General features: G+C 71.3%; 18 protein-coding genes. 8 read left to right on the forward strand and 10 right to left on the reverse strand.

Annotated features, from left to right (window positions below; all coding sequences use genetic code 11):
• The first annotated feature begins 27 nt into the window (after positions 1-27).
• The 3 genes from DJ010_RS16960 (at position 28) to DJ010_RS16970 (ending at position 2,026) form a co-directional block, all read left to right on the forward strand.
• Positions 28-582: a hypothetical protein gene (locus DJ010_RS16960; RefSeq protein ID WP_109695935.1), complete on the forward strand. Its 555-nt coding sequence runs from the start codon at positions 28-30 to the stop codon at positions 580-582.
• Positions 583-670: 88 nt separating this feature from the next.
• Entirely contained in the window at positions 671-1,213 is a 543-nt protein-coding gene (locus DJ010_RS16965; protein WP_109695937.1) for a hypothetical protein, read from the forward strand.
• 42 nt (positions 1,214-1,255) lie between these two features.
• Positions 1,256-2,026, forward strand: coding sequence for an NUDIX domain-containing protein (locus DJ010_RS16970; RefSeq protein ID WP_109695939.1), 771 nt, complete (start codon positions 1,256-1,258; stop codon positions 2,024-2,026).
• A 375-nt stretch (positions 2,027-2,401) separates the two neighbouring features.
• Here DJ010_RS16970 and DJ010_RS16975 read toward each other — a convergent pair whose 3' ends face one another.
• Entirely contained in the window at positions 2,402-3,640 is a 1,239-nt protein-coding gene (locus DJ010_RS16975; RefSeq protein WP_109695941.1) for an HNH endonuclease, read from the reverse strand.
• Positions 3,641-4,495: 855 nt separating this feature from the next.
• Positions 4,496-5,407: an EamA family transporter gene (locus DJ010_RS16980; RefSeq protein ID WP_109695943.1), complete on the reverse strand. Its 912-nt coding sequence runs from the start codon at positions 5,405-5,407 to the stop codon at positions 4,496-4,498.
• Positions 5,408-5,480: 73 nt separating this feature from the next.
• Here DJ010_RS16980 and DJ010_RS16985 point away from each other — a divergent pair, with 73 nt between their 5' ends.
• The gene (locus DJ010_RS16985; protein WP_109695945.1) at positions 5,481-6,371 is read left to right on the forward strand and encodes a LysR family transcriptional regulator; all 891 of its coding nucleotides are present in this window, start codon (positions 5,481-5,483) and stop codon (positions 6,369-6,371) included.
• Here DJ010_RS16985 and DJ010_RS16990 read toward each other — a convergent pair.
• The 6 genes from DJ010_RS16990 to DJ010_RS17010 all read right to left on the reverse strand — a co-directional run bounded on the left by DJ010_RS16990 (position 6,349) and on the right by DJ010_RS17010 (position 10,853).
• The gene (locus DJ010_RS16990) at positions 6,349-7,095 is read right to left on the reverse strand and encodes an EI24 domain-containing protein (protein ID WP_109695947.1); all 747 of its coding nucleotides are present in this window, start codon (positions 7,093-7,095) and stop codon (positions 6,349-6,351) included. The genes DJ010_RS16985 and DJ010_RS16990 overlap by 23 nt on opposite strands.
• 17 nt (positions 7,096-7,112) lie before the next feature.
• On the reverse strand, positions 7,113-8,111 hold the full coding sequence (locus DJ010_RS16995; RefSeq protein ID WP_109695948.1) for a co-chaperone YbbN: 999 nt from the start codon (positions 8,109-8,111) through the stop codon (positions 7,113-7,115).
• A 23-nt stretch (positions 8,112-8,134) separates the two neighbouring features.
• Positions 8,135-8,641 carry a MarR family winged helix-turn-helix transcriptional regulator gene (locus tag DJ010_RS17000; RefSeq protein ID WP_109695950.1) on the reverse strand — a complete coding sequence of 169 codons (507 nt, stop codon included), beginning with the start codon at positions 8,639-8,641 and terminating at the stop codon, positions 8,135-8,137.
• Between the two features lie 25 nt (positions 8,642-8,666).
• Complete coding sequence (locus DJ010_RS17005; RefSeq protein WP_109695952.1) at positions 8,667-9,191, reverse strand: PH domain-containing protein; 525 nt, start codon at positions 9,189-9,191, stop codon at positions 8,667-8,669.
• A gap of 10 nt (positions 9,192-9,201) precedes the next feature.
• Positions 9,202-9,369, reverse strand: a complete 168-nt coding sequence (locus DJ010_RS22130; RefSeq protein ID WP_158283047.1) for a hypothetical protein — start codon at positions 9,367-9,369, stop codon at positions 9,202-9,204.
• An 83-nt stretch (positions 9,370-9,452) separates the two neighbouring features.
• Entirely contained in the window at positions 9,453-10,853 is a 1,401-nt protein-coding gene (locus tag DJ010_RS17010; protein ID WP_109695954.1) for a M1 family metallopeptidase, read from the reverse strand.
• A 187-nt stretch (positions 10,854-11,040) separates the two neighbouring features.
• Between DJ010_RS17010 and DJ010_RS17015 the strand changes: the two genes are divergently transcribed.
• Positions 11,041-11,904: a serine protein kinase RIO gene (locus DJ010_RS17015; RefSeq protein ID WP_109695956.1), complete on the forward strand. Its 864-nt coding sequence runs from the start codon at positions 11,041-11,043 to the stop codon at positions 11,902-11,904.
• 36 nt (positions 11,905-11,940) lie between these two features.
• Here the strand turns inward: DJ010_RS17015 and DJ010_RS17020 are convergent, their stop codons facing one another.
• Positions 11,941-13,086: an acyl-CoA dehydrogenase family protein gene (locus tag DJ010_RS17020; RefSeq protein ID WP_109695958.1), complete on the reverse strand. Its 1,146-nt coding sequence runs from the start codon at positions 13,084-13,086 to the stop codon at positions 11,941-11,943.
• A 102-nt stretch (positions 13,087-13,188) separates the two neighbouring features.
• Here DJ010_RS17020 and DJ010_RS17025 point away from each other — a divergent pair, with 102 nt between their 5' ends.
• The 3 genes from DJ010_RS17025 to DJ010_RS17035 are packed head-to-tail and all read left to right on the forward strand — an operon-like array spanning position 13,189 to position 16,536.
• Complete coding sequence (locus DJ010_RS17025) at positions 13,189-13,905, forward strand: winged helix-turn-helix transcriptional regulator (RefSeq protein WP_109695960.1); 717 nt, start codon at positions 13,189-13,191, stop codon at positions 13,903-13,905.
• Positions 13,902-14,789: an LOG family protein gene (locus DJ010_RS17030; RefSeq protein ID WP_211318844.1), complete on the forward strand. Its 888-nt coding sequence runs from the start codon at positions 13,902-13,904 to the stop codon at positions 14,787-14,789. Before DJ010_RS17025 ends, DJ010_RS17030 begins: the two co-directional genes overlap by 4 nt.
• A 52-nt stretch (positions 14,790-14,841) precedes the next feature.
• The gene (locus DJ010_RS17035) at positions 14,842-16,536 is read left to right on the forward strand and encodes a TIGR03767 family metallophosphoesterase (protein ID WP_211318845.1); all 1,695 of its coding nucleotides are present in this window, start codon (positions 14,842-14,844) and stop codon (positions 16,534-16,536) included.
• Between the two features lie 7 nt (positions 16,537-16,543).
• Here the strand turns inward: DJ010_RS17035 and rlmN are convergent, their stop codons facing one another.
• Positions 16,544-17,686 (reverse strand): dual-specificity RNA methyltransferase RlmN, encoded by a 1,143-nt coding sequence (gene rlmN / locus DJ010_RS17040; RefSeq protein WP_109695962.1) that lies wholly within the window; start codon positions 17,684-17,686, stop codon positions 16,544-16,546.
• Between the last annotated feature and the right edge of the window lie 4 nt (positions 17,687-17,690).

A 17,690-nucleotide genomic window follows, 5' to 3' on the forward strand; every position in this document is an offset into this window, starting at 1 on the left:
GCAACAGTCACTCGAGAAGGAGGCGTCATGAAGAAGATCGGGGCCCTCGTCGTCCTCGCCTGCGCGTTGCTGTCCGCCGGCCTCGTGCTGTCGCTACCCGCCCCCGCCGCCGCCGAGTCGCGGACGGTGCGCGACAAACCAGACGACCTGCCGGCGTGGATGGACCTGGTGCGGCTGCGCGGCGACAACAAGGAGCACCGGATGCGCGCCGTGGTGCAGGTCCGGAACCTCGAGAGGCGCGGCAAGGTCGAGGTCGGTTTCCACTGGCACCGCGGGCTCGAGTTCGGCTACTCGTACTTCGTCCGGGTCCGGCACACCCGGGACGGCCTGAAGGCCAGCTTCCGCCGCGAGACGCTCGGAGGCGACTCCAGCCCGCGGTGGACCTGCGCCGAGAACCACGGCCGGTTCGACTACGACACCAGGAAGGACCGGGTCGTTCTCGCGGTGCCCCACGCCTGCCTGCACGCCTTCGACCACATCCGCGTCGTCCACAACTGGGGCGCCTACGCCAGCACCTACCGCTTCGTCGACGGCGACCTGCAGTACGACGCGCTCGGCACCGGGCGGCTTCGCCGCGGCTGACCGGCTCCGGAAGCCGGTTGGTCCGGATCGCAACTTTCTCGCCGTTCTTGCGTCCTACTTTCGACCAAGAGAAATCGAAAGGAAGATCATGAAGAAGATCGGCACGCTCGTCAGCCTGCTCGCGGCCCTGGTGCTCAGCGGCCTTGCACTGGCCGTCCCGTCCCCGGCCGCCGCGGAGAGCGGCGACCTCACCTTCGAGACGGGAGGCGGCAAGGTCGCTGCCATCGACCTCTCCGGCCTCCACGTCTCGAGCGGCGAGCGACGCGTCGTCCTCGTCCTCCACGTGCGCGACCTGACGGACCGTGGCCGGTTCCACTTCTACCAGGTCGAGAACTCGCCCGAAGCCGTCTACGGCCTCGAGATCGAGGTCCGCAAGAGGCGCGACGGAAAGGTCGTCGACCGGTTCAGGGAGTTCGGCGACGGCTGGTCCGAAGCGCGGGCGTGCACCAGCTCGAAGGTCCGGTGGGACAGGGGCCGCGACCTGATCCGGCTCTCGTACCGCCAGAGCTGCTTCCACGCCGAGCTGCCCGAAGTCTGGCAGTACGGCACCTTCAGCCGGCTCCGCTACTCCACCGAGGCCCGCTCGGAGGTCGACAACCCGCGCAAGCACCTCGTCCTCCAGCGGGGCTGACACCCGATCCCGGCGCGTGGTCGGGCTGGTTAAGGTGAGTCTGTGCCCGATCAGCCCGACACGCAGCTCTCCACCGTGTCCGACCGGGTCGCTCGGATCGAGTGGTCGACCGAGCTGACCGAGCGCGGCTGGCAGGCTGCCGTCGACGTCGTACGTCGTGACGTGGCGGCCGCCCTCGTCGACCACGACCGTGTCGAGGCGCTGGTGCCGGTCGGCGACGACCAGGCGCAGCGGATCGCGACCTGGTCGGGGCTGCGGCGTGAAGGCATCCAACGGACGGTCGGCGGCGACCTGGTCGTCTACGCCCGGCTGGTCGACGACGTACCGGTCCACGAGCCCGGCGGCTTCCGGGCCCTGCTGAACTCGTTCCTGCCGCGGAAGCGGGCGATCAGCCAGATGCTGGTCCGGGACACCTCCCCCGAGCCGCGGGTGCTGCTGTGCCAGCTCACCTACAAGACCGACTGGGACCTTCCCGGCGGAGTCGTCGAGGTCGGCGAGTCCCCGCAGCTGGCCGTGGCGCGTGAGGTCGAGGAAGAGCTCGGCCTCGACATGCCCGCCGGTCCGCTCCTCCTCACCGACTGGCTGCCGCCGTGGGGTGGTTGGGACGACGCGCTGTGCCTGGTCTTCGACGGCGGCACCCACGACGCCTCCCTGGTGGACCGGATCATCCCCCAGGCCCGCGAGATCCGCACCGCCGCGTTCCTCACCCTCGACGAGATCGACGAGCGGGCCGCCGACTTCAGTGCCCGCCGGATCCGCGCCGCCCTCGCCAACCTCGGCGCCGGCCCGGCCTACACCGAGTCCGGCCGGTAGCGGGGGTGGGGCCGCCCGTGCGCGTCCCCAAACACGTCCGAGCGGCCCCGCGTGCGTTCGAGATTCGGGGGACGAGCTCGGACACACGCGAACCGCCCGAGCGGTCTGGCACGGGAGGCTAGGACACCGGCACGAGGCGCACAACCGCTCTGGCCGACTCGTCTCACATGCAGGCGACGATGCCTCGACCAGGGCCTCCCTTCGACGACGGTGGGAGCTCAGACCGAGTCACGGTGGCGCAGGATCCGGGGTCAGGTTGAGGAAATCCCCGCTCCTCCTCGCTACAAGAACCGATGAACAGCGGCACTGCAAGCACACCGGCGAGGAGAGGACGGTTCACGCGTGTCCGACGGGCGACGCCGCTCCGACGTTCCCTCAGGGTCGTCGGTGGAAGCGGATGTCGCCGTTGGGGAGGTGTTCGGTGGTGTGGGTGGGGTCGTGGGCGCGGTGGTGGTGCCAGGAGCAGAGGAGCACGCCGCGGTAGAGGTCGGTCTTTCCGCCTCGCGACCAGGGGTCGATGTGGTGGGCTTCGCACCAGCCGGCGGGGATGGTGCAGCCCTCGGCTCGGCAGTGTTGGTCGCGCCAGCGCATGGCTTTGCGTTGGGCGGGTGAGAACAGTCGGCGGGTGCGGCCGAGGTCGAGGACCTCGCTCGGGCCGCCGAGGACGACGGGGATGATGTTCGCGGTGCAGGCCAGGCGGCGGATGGCTCCGGCGGAGAGGGGTTCGCCGCCGACGATGGTGCCGGTGCCGAGGTCGTTCTTCAGTGACTCCAGCGGGATGGTGACGAGCAGGGTGGTGGTGTCACCGCCGTGCATCGGCAGGTTGTTGGGGGCGAGGTGCTCCAGGAGTGCGCAGAAGGCGTGGCCGAGGCGGCGGGGGTAGGGGATGCGGTCCTCCTCCCCACCCGCAGCGTGTTCTGCTTTGCGGGGTGAGGTGAAGGCGTCGAGGTAGGTGCGCAGACGGTGGGCGTCGAGGTCGGGCAGGACGCCGGTCAGTCGGGTGGTGCCGTCCCCGATCGGCTTGAACACCAGCCGGCACTTCTCCCGCGCCCGGCGCTCTTCGTCCTCGAGGCGTTTGGCTTCCTCTGCCTCGGCGATGTCGGGGGCGACGATCTCCAGGATCCGCCGGCCGAGGCGTCGGAGGTCGCGGGGACGGAAGTCCTTGCAGTAGTCGACCAGCTGCTGCTCGGCCTTGGTCACGAGCTCGGGGTCGAGGTCCTTGGGCAACGCATCGAGCGCGTGCACGACGACCTGTGCTTGGTCGGCGGAGACGGATCCGTCGGCCATGCCGGCGGCGACCTTCGACCACCTGCGGTCGAGTGCTTCGGCCAGGCGGGCGTCGGCACGACCGTGGTTGAAGTCGGTCAGGGTCAGGGTGGAGAGCCAGGCGCCGAGGTCGCGGGCACCGGAACGCGACGCGGTGTCCTGGGCTGCTGCCACCACCCGCAGCCGTGCCTCGGCCACGATCGCTTCGAGCTCGGCGAGCTCGCGGACCGCTGCTTCCTGGTCGGCCGGGGACATGAACACCGGCTGGACGTCGCGGACGTCCTTGAACGCGGCCCTCGCGGTCGCGGCGGCAGCACGGATCGGATGGAGGGCGGTGTGGTGGCTCATCCGGACTCCCAGCTGCTCAGGCGATGGGTCCGGTGGCCTGGTGCCGGGGTGTCCTAGATCTGAGTCTCGTGGACGGCTGGTCGAGGGGTTCGACGTACGTCGATCGTACACCAGTTCGACTCAAGATGGAAGTACTGAACGCGGCGGATTGCACGAAAGTACGGCGGTTTCTTGGCTTGCGGGGTCTCGATACGTCCTCGCGCCAGAGCGCTCGGACTACTCGACCACCGACCGGCAGCCCGGCGGCGGCGCGCAACCACCCGCCCCCCTCCCTCCCGTCCAAAGCCCCTTTCGGCCGCCACCACGCACAGCCCGCAAGGCCGCAGGCGTCGCGCCGCGTCTCGATACGCCCTCGCGCCAGAGCGCTCGGCCTACTCGACGACCGAAGGGCGCCAGAGCGCTCGGCCTACTCGACCACCGAGGACGACCCGGGAGCCGGCGGCGGCGCGCAACCACTCGCTCCCTCCGCTCCCGTCCAAAGCCCTTTCGGTCGCCACCACCCACAACTGCAAGGCCGCGGGCATCGCACCGCGTCTCGATACGGCCTCGCGCCAGAGCGCTCGGCCTACTCGACGACCGAAGGGCGCCAGAGCGCTGGGCCTACTCGACCACCGACGACGAGTCCGTAAGCCGGCGGCGGCGCGCAACCACCCGCTCCCTCCGCTCCCGTCCAAAGCCCTTTCGGTCGCCACCACCCACAGCCCGAAGGCCGCAGGGATCGCACCGCGTCTCGATACGGCCTCGCGCCAGAGCGCTCGGCCTACTCGACGACCGAGGGGCGCCCGAGCGCTCGGCCTACTCGACGATCGAAGGGCGCCCGAGCGCTCGGCCTACTCGACGACCGACGCGCTCGGCCTACTCGACCACCGAGAGCCGCAGCTCGTCGGCCTTCGCCGCCCGTTCCTCGGCAACCGCGCGCGCCGGGCGCAGTGCGACGAGCACGCCGAGGACGAGCAGCGCGCCGCCGGCCAGCTCGCCGGCGGTGGGTTGCTGGTCGAGGAGCAGCCAGGCGGACCCGATGGCGACCGGGGGGACGAGGAGGATCCAGGGCACGACGGCGGCGGAGGGGTTGCGGGAGAGCAGGCCGTTGAAGATGCCGTAGCCGACGAGGGAGGCGAGGCCGGCGGTGTAGAGGGTGGACAGCGCCGCCTCCCAGCCGAACGCACCGACGGCATCCGACAGGACCGAAGGCCCGTCGATCCCTACGGCCAGCACCGACAGCGGCACCGGCACGACCAGTGCGGACCACACCGTGAGCGAGAGCCCACCCGGCACGCTGGAGGCCCGGGAGACGACGTTGCCGACCGCCCACGACAGGGCAGCGAGCAGGCAAAGGACCAGGGCGAGGAGCGGGACGTGGCCGCCGCGGCCGAGGGCGACGACGAGAAGGCCGATGACGCCGAGGCCGACGCCGAGAGCCTGCGGACGCGTGGGGCGCTCCCGCAGCGCGACCGCGGCGAGGAGGATCGTGAGCACGACCTGCGCCTGCAGCACCAGCCCGGCCAGGCCGGCCGGCATTCCGGCGGCGATCGCGGAGTAGAGCAGCGCGAACTGGCCGAGCGACATGAACAGCCCGACGGCCAGGATCGTCCGCCACGGCGCGTCGGGCCGGGGCACGAAGGCGATAGCTGGAACCAGGACGGCGACGAACCGGATGGCGACGAATAGCAGCGGCGGTACGTCACCCATGCCCCACTCGATGACGACGAAGTTGAAGCCCCACAGCCCGGCGACGAGGGCGGCGAGCAGGCAGTCCCGGCGACTCATGGCATCCATCCTCGGTCCGGCGACCGTGAAGCACCAGCGATCGAACCTGTCTGATTCCATGTAGCATCGCTGCATGATCGACCTGGCTGCTCTCAGCGGTCTCCGCGCGGTCGCGACCCACGGCTCGGTGATCGCGGCCGCCGAGGCCACCGGCTTCACCCCGAGCGCCGTCTCGCAGCAGGTGAAGCGCCTCGAGCGACAGGTCGGCGTGCCCCTCCTGGAGCGGGTCGGCCGCGGCGTGATGCTCACCAGCCACGGCCGGCACCTGGTCGAGGCGGGCGAGCAGGTGCTCGCCGACCTCGAGCAGCTCGAGGCCGAGCTCCAGCACCGCGCCGACGTCGTGACCGGCTCGCTGCGACTGGTGGCGTTCTCCACCGCGATGCGCGGGCTGGTGGCGCCGGTCGCTCGGCGGCTGCTGGACGACCATCCCGACCTGCGGCTGACCCTCGACGAGCGCGAGCCCTGGGACGCCGTCGACCTGGTGGCGGCCGGTCAGTGCGACGTCGGGATCGTGCACCGTTGGGGCGGCGTGCTGTTCGCCGTACCCGACCACGTCGTCGCCACCCGCGTCGCCGACGACGTCGCCGACCTGATCGTGCCCAGCGGCCACCCGCTCGCGCAGAGGCGCAGCGTCACCCCGCACGACCTGCTCGACGTCGGCTGGATCGCGACCCCGGAGGGCACGATCTGTCGCCAGTGGCTGCACCGGATGTACGACGGCGCCGGGCGCCCGCCGAGGATCGCCCACGAGTCGATGGAGTTCGAGTCCCACCTCGCGCTGGTCGCTGCGGGCCTCGGCGTCGCGCTCGTCCCGCGCCTGGGCCGGGCTCCGCTCGGACCCGAGGTGACGGCCGTTGAGGTCACCGACCCGGTGCCGACCCGGCTCGTCGACGCGCTGCACCGCCGCACGATGGCCGACTCCCCCGCGGTCGCCGCAGTGCTCAGCGCGCTGCGGGCGGTCTGACCTCTGCGTCGAGGACCTCCCGCGCCAGCATCGTCGACCCGACGACGGCGGCCGGCATCATCGCCACCGCACCGAACGGGATGAAGAAGCACAGCTGCACCACGACGCCGAAGCCGAGCATCGTCGAGCGGTGGCCGGCCAGCAGCGCCTTCTGCGTGGCGCGGTCCATCCCTCGCGCCTCCAGCGCACGGGAGACCAGCTCGCCGGCGAGTAGGCGGCCCGCGACGACCAAGCCCAGCACCGGGCCGACGATCGGTCCGACCACGGGCACCAGCCCGATGACGAAGACCGCGACGGTCGTCGCGATGCCGAGCGCGATCAGGCCGACGCCGTCGATCGCGCCGCGCAACCAGCCGACGCCCTTGTCGGGCACGTCGCCACCGAGCATGAGCTCGGTCTCCTTCCAGATCTTCTCGTAGAAGGGGTCGCCGACGGCCAACGTCAGGCCGGTGAAGACGACGGCGGAGAGGAACAGCGAGCCGAGCACCACCGCGATGTAGAGACCGATCCGCAGCACGGCCTGCCACGGGTCGGACCAGTCGTCGGCGAACGGCGTCGCCCACTCGATCAGGTCGTCGGCGAGGACGACCAGAGCGACGAAGAGCCCGACGAGGACGACCAGCACCAGCACCGCCGGCACCAGACCCAGTGCCATCAGGCCGGGCCGCTGCCGCCACATCCTCAAGCCCCGGAACAGGAACCCCGCCCCGTGCGCGAAGCCCATGCCCGTCGACTGGCTGCTCAGAAGAGGGCCGAAGCCAGCGCCTGGCGGCCCTTGAGGACGCGGGGGTCGTCGTTGCCGACGGCGGCGAAGAGTCCCACGAGGTGCTCGCGGGCGCGGTCGCGCTCCTTGTCGGACGTACGGCGCACCAGCTCGACCAGGCGCGCGAACGCGTCCTCGACGTGGCCACCCAGCAGGTCGAGGTCGGCGACCATGATCTGCGCGTCGACGTCGTCGGGGTCCGCGGCCGCCGCAGCGCGCGCCGCGTTGAGGTCGACGCCCTGCGTCCGCTGGAGGATCTTCGCCATGGCCAGCCCGGCGGCGGCCTCGGCGTCTGCCGGGTTGGAGTCGACCAGCTTCTGGTACTCCGCGACCGCCGCGTCGATGTCACCCGCCGCCAGCGCGTCCTGGGCCGGCGCGTAGCGCGGGTCGGGACCGGCCTCGCCGTTCTCGTCCTCGCCACCTGGGGCGGACGCCAGGGGCTGGTGGCGGCCGGTGATCCCCTGCGCGGTGAGCTGCTGGCCGAGCTCGTTGAAGAGGGTGTTGAGCTCGTCGCGCGGCACCATGCCCGGGATGGGCTGGATCGCCGGGCGGCCGTCGAGGAAGACCATGAGCAGCGGCACCGGCAGCTGCGGCAGCTGGCTGGCCTGCGCGATCACCTGGGCGATCTGCGGCACGGCGTCGACGTCGACGAGACCGGCGAGGAAACGGCCGTCGTACTGCCCGACCAGGTCGGCGACGTCCTCGGCCATCCGGGCGCTCTCGGGAGCCTGGGCCGGTGAGTAGAACACCAGCACGACCGGCGCCGTCGTCGACGCCTGGAGCACGGTCTGGAAGTTCTGCTCGTCGACCGGGACGGCGTACGCCGAGCCGGCGGCCGCGCCGCCTCCGGAGCCACCGGAACCGCGGGGACCGCCGCCGGGACCACCGCCGGCGGGGGCGGCGGCCGGTTGCGGGGCGGGGCGTTTCAGGGCGGAGAGGTCGATCGCTCCTCGGCCGGCGAACGGCTGCTGCGTCATGCCCCCGATTCTATTGGGAGCCTCTATCGAGCCCGACGGGGCTGCTCGAAGTCGCCCGCCGCGGCCCGGACCGGTCGCAGCAGCTCCGACAGCTCGCCCATCTGCGCCTCGTCGATCCCGTCCATCGCGAAGCCCGCGGCCACCAGGTCGGCCGTCGCCCTGTCGACCAGGTCGCGTCCCTCCTGGGTGATCTCGGCCAGCACGGCTCGGCCGTCGTCGGGGTGCGGGAGCCGGCGGACCAGGCCGCGGGACTCGAGCCGCCGGACGATCGAGGTGACCGAGGTCGGGTGCACCTGCAGCCGCTCCCCCATCTTCCCGAGCGGCAGCGAGCCGCGCGAGGAGAAGACGAGCAGCACCAGGGCCTCGTAGCCGGCGAAGCTGAGTCCGTGCGGCTTGAGCAGCGCGTCGAGCCGGCCGAGCACCAGCTGCTGCACGCGCATCAGCGACGTGACCGCGTGCATGGCGGGCACGGCACCCCACCGCAGGCCCCACTGACGGGCCGCTTCGTCGATGGGATCGAACGGGAGCATCAGACCATCCTCCTGGAGTCCACTCCTAGTTCGGCACCCGAGGACCACGGAGGCCGGAGCGTTGCACGACGCGCTGGATGGCGAGGTCGCGCTCGTCGGGCCGACCGACGTACTTGATGTCGCGCAGGCCCTGCTCCTGCGCGGCGGACTCGAAGCAGAAGTGTCCGAACCCGAGCAGCCGCCCGTGCAGCGGCTTCTTCACCGAGATGTCGAGGATCCGGCTGAGCGGCATCGTCGCCAGGTGCTGGGAGAGCACGCCGTGCACCCGGAACACCCGCATGTTCGTGATGACGAACCGGTCCCGGAGCTCCCGCAGCGCGCACCACCCGGCGTGGGCTGCCAGCAGGAAGGCGACGACGAGGAGGAACCACGCGACGTTGACGTCGACGAAGGGCGACCAGACGAGCAGCAGCAGCGCCCCGAGGCCCTCCACCGAAGGTCGTACGAACGCGACCCAGTGGTGGCGCACCTCGTCGACGACGACCTCGCCCTCCTCGCGCAGGAGGTGCCGGGTGACCTTCGGGTCTCCGACCCAGGCGAGGAAGCCCATGGGCAGCCCGTCAGAGGGCGCCGACGAAGTCGATCACGCCGGAGAAGACCTTCTCGGTCGCGCCCCAGCCCTCGCCGCCAGCGGTCTTCGCGGTGTCGGCCAGTCCGCTCGGGTCCTGGAGCATCCAGAAACCGAGAAAGACGACGACCACCACGGCGATCAGCTTCTTGGCGTCCATCAGAGGTTCTCCGTCCGAGCAGGCGGGCACACGTCGCCACATTGGTACCAGCCGGCACACCGCTGGCGCGGGAGGCGCGCGGCTCAGAGGCCGTAGTCAGCGGTCCGCGGAGGCGCCTGGTCGTCGCGGAGCCAGGCGTGGAAGAAGTCTCCGAGATCCTCGCCCGAGACCGTCTCGGCGAGGGCCTCGAACTCCTCCGAGGTCGCGTTGCCGCCTCCATGGACGTCGACCCAGCGCCGCAGGAGGCGGCGGAAGTCCTGACCGCCGATGACGTTCCGCAGCGCGGCGAGCGTCATCCCACCCCGTTGGTAGACCGCGGGGTCGAAGATCCGGTGGGGACCCGGGTCCGCGATCTCGATGTTCCACAGCCAGGAGCCCGAGCTCTCGTAGGCGTTGCGCAGCCAGCGCTTCGTCGTCTGTCCGCCCTGGGCTTCGCGGTAGCGGACCTCCATGTAGGTGGCGAAGCCCTCGTTCAGCCAGATGTCCTGCCACCGCTGCACCGCGACGGAGTCGCCGAACCACTGGTGGGCGAGCTCGTGCACGAGCAGGCGGACCGACGGGAAGGACGGGTACGTCGGACGCGTCTGGTTCTCCAGCGCGAAGCCGGGGCTCAGGGCGGTGATCAGCCCGCCCGTCGTCGCGAACGGGTAGTCACCCAGCTCGTCCTCGAGCCAGGCCGTGATCCGAGCCGACCTGCGCAGCATCCGGAGACCCTGGCGTTCGGCGCGCTCGCCCAGCTGCTTCGAGACCGCGTTGTAGTAGCGCAGGCCGCGGGCCCTGCCCTTCTCGATGATGAAGTCGCCGGCAGCGAAGTACGCGAGGTACGTCGTCATCGGGTGCGTCATCCGCCAGTGCGTGGTCGCCAGACCGCCCTTCACGGTCCGACCGACACGGACGCCGTTGCTGATGACCTCGCGTCCCTTGGCGGTGGTGATCCGGATGTCGAACCGCGCCTTGTCGCTCGGGTGGTCGTTGCTCGGGAACCACCAGGCCGCCATGTGCGGCTCGTTCATCGTCACGACCTCGCGGTCGTTGGCGAGCCAGTTGCGCTCGCCACCCCACGCCAGGCGGTCCGGGTAGCCGTGGTAGCGCACCCGGACGTCGACCGGTTCGCCCTCGGCGAGCGGCTCGGCCGGGGTCACGACGAGCTCGTGGTTGTTCGACTTCTCGAACTCCGCCGCGACGCCGTCGACCCGCACGGCGTCCACGGTCAGCAGGAGGTCGAGGCTGAACGTGGACAGCTGCTCGCCGGGCACCATCCGGACCGTCGTCACGCCCGACAGGAACCGGCTGCCCATCCGGTAACGGTCACGGATGTCGTAGTGCTGCACGTCGTAACCGGCGTTGCCGTCCGCCGGGAAGTAGGGGTCCGGCACCTGCGGAGCCGCTCGTTCGTCGGGCGCCGGCGCGGCGAAGGCGCCGTACGAGAGGGCCCCGGCGAGGGCGACCGAGAGCAGGGCGGTGATCCGGGGACGGCGCAGCACCCGCCCAACCTAACCCGCGGCCCGGGCGCGGGGATAAATGCGTTGCGCGCGATCGCCGGGCCTCGGGATGATGGCGTCGCCGACCTACGAGCGAGCGTGGGTCCGAGTCGAGAGGAGCGTGACATGTCCACGACTGTCCTTGGCCTGCCTGCAGACCAACTCTTCCTCTCTACCCGGAGCAACCACCATGTTTCTGGAGCAACCCTCCACGTCGGCTGACGCCGACACCTCTCTCGACCCGCGGTTCGTCTTCGACTTCGTCGCCTACGACGAGGTCGGCGAGGGCCAGCGCTGGTCGACCTGGCTGAGCGTCGAGCCGCTCAGCCGTGGCCCCGAGCCCCGCCCGGACTGGGTGGTCACCTCGCAGGGGGCCGTCGACACCGATCTCGGCATCCTCAAGACCGGCAAGGAGGCCGACGTCTTCCTGCTGGAGCGGGCGGACCCGCTTGACCCCGAGCAGGCGGTCGTGATGGCCGCCAAGCGCTACCGCGCCCCCGAGCACCGCTCGTTCCATCGGTCGGCCAGCTACACCGAGGGCCGCAGCATGAAGCGGTCCCGCGACGAGCGGGCGATCAAGCGCAAGAGCACGTTCGGCCGCGAGGTGGCGGCCGGCGAGTGGGCGGTCTCGGAGTGGTCCGCGATGGTCCGCTGCTGGGGTCTGGGCCTCCCGGTCCCCTACCCGGTCCAGATCGACGGCACCGAGATCCTGATGGAGTGGATCACCGTCGACGGCGAGTCGGCGCCGCGGCTCGCGCAGACGCGGCCCGACCGGGCCCTGCTGACGTCGTACTTCGACCAGTTGCGCGACGCCATGGCGACGCTCGTCCAGGCCGGACTCGTGCACGGGGACCTGTCGCCCTACAACATCCTGGCGGCCGGTGACCGGCTCGTGATCATCGACCTCCCCCAGGTGGTCGACCTCGTCGGCAACGCGGCGGGGTTCGACTACCTCCTGCGCGACTGCACCAACGTGTGCGACTGGTTCGCGCGGCGGGGGCTCGAGGTGGACGGGCAGGAGCTGTTCGGCGAGCTGATGGCGCACGCCTTCTGAGGTGCACCACCGCGGCCACCGGGATCCGGGCCACGATCAGGCCAGGATCCCGGTGACGCCGAGCTCGTGGCGGCCGGCCTCGACGAGGGTGGCCTCGGGCGTGAGCGGGTGGAAGCGGATCGCGCGGATGTCGCGGTAGGCCCGCTCGACGACCGAGCCCTTGAAGAAGGCCGGCCCGCCGGCGACGTCCATCGCCAGGTCGCAGATCTCGACGCCGGCGGCGGCGACCTCGGCCTTGGCCATCATCACCGCGAGGTAGGCCTCGTGCGAGGGAGCGACGTCGTCCTCACCGAGCGATGCGAGCGCGCCGTCGAGCGCCCACGAGGCGACCTGCAGCCGCTGCTTCATCAGGCCGAGCTGGCGCTGGACGAGCGGGCTCTCGGCCCTGGGAGCGGCGGCGGCGAGCGCGGCGCCGTACGCCGCCTCCGCGATGCCGAGGTAGGCGCCGCTGATGATCGGGAAGGCCACCTCCGAGATCACCTGCAGCGGCGGGTCGACCACACCATAGGGACGGTTGGCGAGCACCCGCTCCTCGGGCACGAAGACGTCGTCGACGACGATGTCGTGGCTCGCGGTGCCGCGCATGCCGAGCGTGTCCCAGTTGTCGGCGACGCGGACGCCCTCGGCGGCGATCGGCACGGCGACGTTGAGCACGCGCCGGCCCTGCTCAGGGTCGTCCAGCACGAACATGGTGGACATGACCGTGCCGTGGCCGGACTGGCTGGCGAACCGCTTGTGGCCGGAGACCCGGTAGCCGCCGTCGACCTTCACGGCCTCGCCGCGCGGGTGGGTGTAGTCGCCGCCACCGGTCGAGACGAGCAGGATGCCCTCCTCCGCCACCCGGCGGAGGGTCGCCTCGGCGCCGGGGAGACCACGCCGGTAGCGCCACGCGGTGAACGCGACGACGTGCTGGTGCATCGAGCTGGCGAGCGCGGTCGCACCGCAGTGGTGACCGAGCGCGCGCTGGAGTGCGGTGAGCTCGGCGACAGAGGCGCCGTCGCCGCCGAGCTCGGCGGGCACGGCGGCCTTGAGCAGCCCGGCGTCGCGGAGCGCGTCGTAGGCCTCGGTGACGAAGGAGCCCTCCGCGTCATGACGGGCGGCGTGCTCGGCGATCGTCGGGCCGATCTCGGCGGCACGGTCGAGGAGGGAGACAGAGGTCGGGGCGGGTGCAGTAGTGGTCATAGGAGCAATGTCCGCCCGCGCTGGAACGGCAACCAGTCCACGATCGTGACCTTGCTGGTCCTGATTCGCGACCTCGGCCCTCCGGACGTGCCATCCTGGGGCATGCCCGACTACGGCGACTACTGCCCGGTCCAGATGGCCTCCGAGGTCGTCGCCGACCGCTGGACGCCGCTGATCGTGCGCGAGCTGGTCCTGGGCAACACGCGCTTCAACGACATCGCGCGCGCCATGCCCGGCATCTCCCGCTCGCTGCTGGTCCAGCGGCTGCGGCACCTGGAGAAGAAGGGTGTCCTCGAGACCTGGCCGGCGGCTGCGGGACGCGGCCACGAGTACCACCTGACGCCTGCCGGCAAGGACCTGGTCAACGTCATCGACAGCCTGGGGCGCTGGGCGATCGAGTGGCTCTTCGACGACCTGCGACCCCACGACGTGCCGCCCACGACGCTGATGTGGTGGATGCGCCGACGGGTCAACGTTGAGGCGTTCCCGCCGGTGCGGACGGTCGTGGAGTTCCGGCACACCGCGCCCGTCGCGCAGACGATCTGGCTGGTGCTCGACCGCGGCGACGTCTCGGTCTGCCACCAGCACCCCGGCTTCGAGGTCGACGTCACCGCGATCGGCACCACCGCCGACTTCGCCGACGTCTTCCAGGGCTACCGCACCTGGACGGAGGCCGTGGACGAGGGCCGCATCGAGGTGCTCGGTCCGCCCCGGCTCACGAACGCGCTGCCCCGCTGGTTCCTGTGGAGCCCGTGGGCGGAGGTCACCCGCGAGCGCGCCGAGCGCGCCGCTCGGGACCCCGAGGTGGCCCAGGGGTGAGGTCCCTCCCGAAGCGGGTCCTGGTCGTCCGCGACAGCTCGCCAGCCGACCCGGGCCGCGACGGGCTCTACTCACCCGCCGAGCTGTACGACGTCACGCCGTACGCCGACTCGCTGGACTCCCGCGCCTACGCCTGGGCGATCGAGGAGCACTCGCCGGAGTCGTTGCTCAGCCGCGCCCTGCACGACGAGGGCGTCGACCAGGCGCTCGGCCGTTGGTGCGCGGACCGCGACCTGGTCGGCGTGATGGGCGGGCACGCCGCGCTCCGCGGCAGCGAGGTGTACGTCGCCGCGGCCCGGCTGGGGCGGCTGCTCGGGCGCGGGCACACCGTCGCTACCGGCGGTGGGCCGGGTGCGATGGAGGCAGCCAACCTCGGCGCGTCCCTCGCGGGTGCGGACGAGGACGCACTCGACCGGGCACTCGCCGTACTGGCCGAGGTGCCGACGTTCCGCCCCTCGATCGACGACTGGGTGGCCTCGGCGTGGCGGGCCAAGGCGCTCGTCACCGATCCCGCCGCGAGCCTCGGCGTGCCCACCTGGCACTACGGCCACGAGCCGCCCAACCTCTTCGCGACCGCGATCGCCAAGTACTTCCGCAACGCGCAGCGCGAGGCGATCCTGCTGCAGGTCTGCGACGCGGGGATCGTGTTCCTCCCCGGCGCGGGCGGGACCGTCCAGGAGGTCTTCCAGGACGCGTGCGAGAACTACTACGCGGCCGAGGACAAGGTCGCGCCGATGGTGCTCGTCGGGGCCCGCTACTGGACCGAGACGCTGCCCGCCTGGCCGCTGCTGGAGGCGCTCGCGCGGGGGCGCGCGATGGAGCGGCACGTCCACCTCGTCGACTCCGTCGAGGAGGCCGCGGCGCTCGTCGGCGAGGGTGACTAGTCCACCTGGTCGGGTCGCGTGACCTGCCTCACAGGTGCGTCGTTGGGCCGCCGTGAAGCTCTCACGTCGCGACCTCATGCGCGCCGGCCTGCTCGGGGGAGGTGTGGCGGCTGCCGGTGTGGGCGGTGTCGCCCTGCCGACCCTCTCCAGCGCAGCCGTTGCCCCCCGAACCACGCTGAACCAGACGCTCCGGCTCGGCCCGCCGAACGCGTTGGGCTACTCCAAGATCGTCACCGGTCCCGGTGAGGTGCGCCTGGTGCGCACCGACCTCGGCGTGCCGGCCCAGGACGGCCGGCAGTCCCGACGGGTCGGCCTCCAGTCCTTCGTCCACTTCAGCGACCTGCACATCATCGATGCCCAGTCGCCGGCGCGGGTGGAGTGGCTGGACCGGTTCGAGACGCCGGGGCTGTTGTCGTCGTCGTACCGGCCGCAGGAGATGCTCACCCCGCAGATCGCCGACGCGATGGTCCAGGCCGTCAACGCGCAGAAGAAGGGCCCGGCGACCGGCGTCCCGTTCTCCTTCGTCATCGAGACCGGTGACAACTCCGACAACTGCCAGTACAACGAGATCCGCTGGAACATCGGCATCCTCGACGGCGGGGTGGTCCGGCCCGACAGCGGCAGCGTGACCAAGTGGGAAGGCGTCAACGACGACAACCCCAACTACTACGACAAGCACTACTGGCACCCGCACCCGCACCCGCGGAAGAAGCAGCCGGACAACTACAAGACCGAGCACGGCTTCCCGACCGTCCCCAACCTGCTCAACGCGGCGCGACGGGCGTTCATCGCCCCTGGTCTCGACGTCAAGTGGTACTCCGTCTTCGGCAACCACGACGGCCTCGTGCAGGGCAACTTCCCGCACACGCTCCAGCTCAACGTGCTGGCGGTCGGTCCGCTGAAGGTGATCTCCCCGCCGCTCGGCATCAGCGACACCGACGTCATCGAGGCGATCCAGAACTTCGACCCGCTCGGTCTCGTCGGCGACCTCGTGGTCTCCCCCTACATCCGAGCAGTGACCGTGGACAAGCGGCGGCGCACCTTGCGGCGCAAGGAGGTCGTCGAGGAGCACTTCAAGACCACCGGCCTGCCCGTCGGCCACGGCTTCACGGCCGAGAACCGGGCCAAGGGCACGGCGTACTACTTCTTCGACGAGGGACCCCTCCGGCACGTCGTGATGGACTCGGTCAACCCGAACGGCTACTCCGACGGTTCGCTCGACCCAGCCCAGTTCGAGTGGCTCAAGGCCACCATCGGCGGCGCCACGGGCAAGGCGGTCGTCGTCTACAGCCACCACACCAGCTGGACGATGGGCAACCCGCTCGTGGGCACCGGCGGCGACATCCGGCCGCGCGTGCTCGGCGGGACGGTGGTGGAGTACCTGCTGACCCAGCCGCACGTGATCGCGTGGGTCAACGGCCACACCCACAACAACGAGATCAAGGCGCACACCCGCGCGGACGGCTCGGGCGGGTTCTGGGAGATCAACACCGCCTCGCACGTGGACTTCCCCCAGCAGGCCCGGATCATCGAGGTCGCCGACAACGCCGACGGCACCTGGTCGATCCTCACGACGATCATGGACCACGGGGCACCGCCCAGCCACTCGCACCTCGGCAACACGCTCCAGCTCGCCGCGCTGGGCCGGGAGCTGTCAGCCAACGACCCACAAAACAACCTGACGACGTCGACCGGCTCGCCGCTCGACCGCAACACCGAGCTGCTCGTGGACAACCCGCTGGCCTGAGGCGGGCCTACGAGGGTTCGGGAGCAGCGGCAAGCTGCCCGCAGGCGCCGTCGATCTCGCGCCCCCGGGTGTCGCGCACCGTGGTGGGCACGCCCTTGGCCTCGAGCCGCCGCACGAACTCGCGCTCGTCGGCGGGGTCGGACGCCGTCCACTTCGACCCCGGCGTGGGGTTCAGCGGGATCAGGTTGACGTGCACCCAACCGCGACCACGCTTGTTGAGCACGTCGGCCAGCAGGTCGGCGCGGTGCGCCTGGTCGTTGATGCCGCGCATCATCGCGTACTCGACCGAGACCCGGCGTCCGGTCTTCGCGAAGTACTCGTACGCCGCATCGACGGTCTCGGCGACGGAGAAGCGGGTGTTGATCGGGACCAGCTCGTTGCGCAGCTCGTCGTCGGGCGCGTGCAGGCTGAGCGCGAGCGTGACGGGGATGCCTTCGTCGGCCAGCTGGCGCATCCGCGGCACCAGGCCGACCGTGGAGACCGTGATGCCGCGGGCCGACATGCCGAGGCCGTCGGGGGTGGGATCGGTGAGGCGTCGTACGGCGCCCAGCACGGCCTTGTAGTTGGCCATCGGCTCCCCCATGCCCATGAAGACCACGTTGGAGACCCGGCCCGGCCCGCCCGCGACTTCGCCACGCGCGAGCGCCCGGGCGCCGGCGACGACCTGCTCGACGATCTCGGCGGTCGACATGTTGCGTTGCAGGCCGCCCTGTCCGGTCGCACAGAACGGGCAGGCCATGCCGCAACCGGCCTGGCTGGACACGCACATCGTGGCCCGGCCCGGGTAGCGCATCAGCACCGACTCGACCAGCGCCCCGTCGAAGAGCTTCCAGAGCGTCTTGCGCGTGTTTCCGCGGTCGGCCTCGAGCGTGCGCAGCGGCGTCATCAGGTCCGGGAGCAGCGCGGACACCAGCTCCTCGCGCTGCGCCGCCGGCAGGTCGGTCATCTCGACCGGGTCGTCGACGAGCCGGCCGAAGTAGTGGGTGCTGAGCTGCTTGGCGCGGAACCCGGGGAGGCCGAGCTCCTCCAGCCGTGCCTTCCGCTCGGCCGGCGCGAGGTCGGCCAGGTGCGGGGGCGGCTTGCGGCGGCCGCGCGGCTCGTCGAAGACGAGGGGCAGTTGCTTTGTCGGGGCGGGCTCCGGTGCGGACATCGGA

It is taken from the genome of Nocardioides silvaticus (assembly GCF_003160695.1).
GTDB classification, from domain to species: domain Bacteria; phylum Actinomycetota; class Actinomycetes; order Propionibacteriales; family Nocardioidaceae; genus Nocardioides; species Nocardioides silvaticus.

What these genes read in the sequence shown, in the direction of transcription:
- DJ010_RS16960 (WP_109695935.1), top strand. Translation starts at nt 28, where the DNA reads ATGAAGAAGATCGGGGCCCTCGTCGTCCTCGCCTGCGCGTTGCTGTCC.
- DJ010_RS16965 (WP_109695937.1), top strand. Translation starts at nt 671, where the DNA reads ATGAAGAAGATCGGCACGCTCGTCAGCCTGCTCGCGGCCCTGGTGCTC.
- DJ010_RS16975 (WP_109695941.1), bottom strand. Translation starts at nt 3,640, where the DNA reads ATGAGCCACCACACCGCCCTCCATCCGATCCGTGCTGCCGCCGCGACC.
- DJ010_RS16980 (WP_109695943.1), bottom strand. Translation starts at nt 5,407, where the DNA reads ATGAGTCGCCGGGACTGCCTGCTCGCCGCCCTCGTCGCCGGGCTGTGG.
- DJ010_RS16985 (WP_109695945.1), top strand. Translation starts at nt 5,481, where the DNA reads ATGATCGACCTGGCTGCTCTCAGCGGTCTCCGCGCGGTCGCGACCCAC.
- DJ010_RS16990 (WP_109695947.1), bottom strand. Translation starts at nt 7,095, where the DNA reads ATGGGCTTCGCGCACGGGGCGGGGTTCCTGTTCCGGGGCTTGAGGATG.
- DJ010_RS16995 (WP_109695948.1), bottom strand. Translation starts at nt 8,111, where the DNA reads ATGACGCAGCAGCCGTTCGCCGGCCGAGGAGCGATCGACCTCTCCGCC.
- DJ010_RS17000 (WP_109695950.1), bottom strand. Translation starts at nt 8,641, where the DNA reads ATGCTCCCGTTCGATCCCATCGACGAAGCGGCCCGTCAGTGGGGCCTG.
- DJ010_RS17005 (WP_109695952.1), bottom strand. Translation starts at nt 9,191, where the DNA reads ATGGGCTTCCTCGCCTGGGTCGGAGACCCGAAGGTCACCCGGCACCTC.
- DJ010_RS22130 (WP_158283047.1), bottom strand. Translation starts at nt 9,369, where the DNA reads ATGGACGCCAAGAAGCTGATCGCCGTGGTGGTCGTCGTCTTTCTCGGT.
- DJ010_RS17015 (WP_109695956.1), top strand. Translation starts at nt 11,041, where the DNA reads ATGTTTCTGGAGCAACCCTCCACGTCGGCTGACGCCGACACCTCTCTC.
- DJ010_RS17020 (WP_109695958.1), bottom strand. Translation starts at nt 13,086, where the DNA reads ATGACCACTACTGCACCCGCCCCGACCTCTGTCTCCCTCCTCGACCGT.
- DJ010_RS17025 (WP_109695960.1), top strand. Translation starts at nt 13,189, where the DNA reads ATGCCCGACTACGGCGACTACTGCCCGGTCCAGATGGCCTCCGAGGTC.
- rlmN (WP_109695962.1), bottom strand. Translation starts at nt 17,686, where the DNA reads ATGTCCGCACCGGAGCCCGCCCCGACAAAGCAACTGCCCCTCGTCTTC.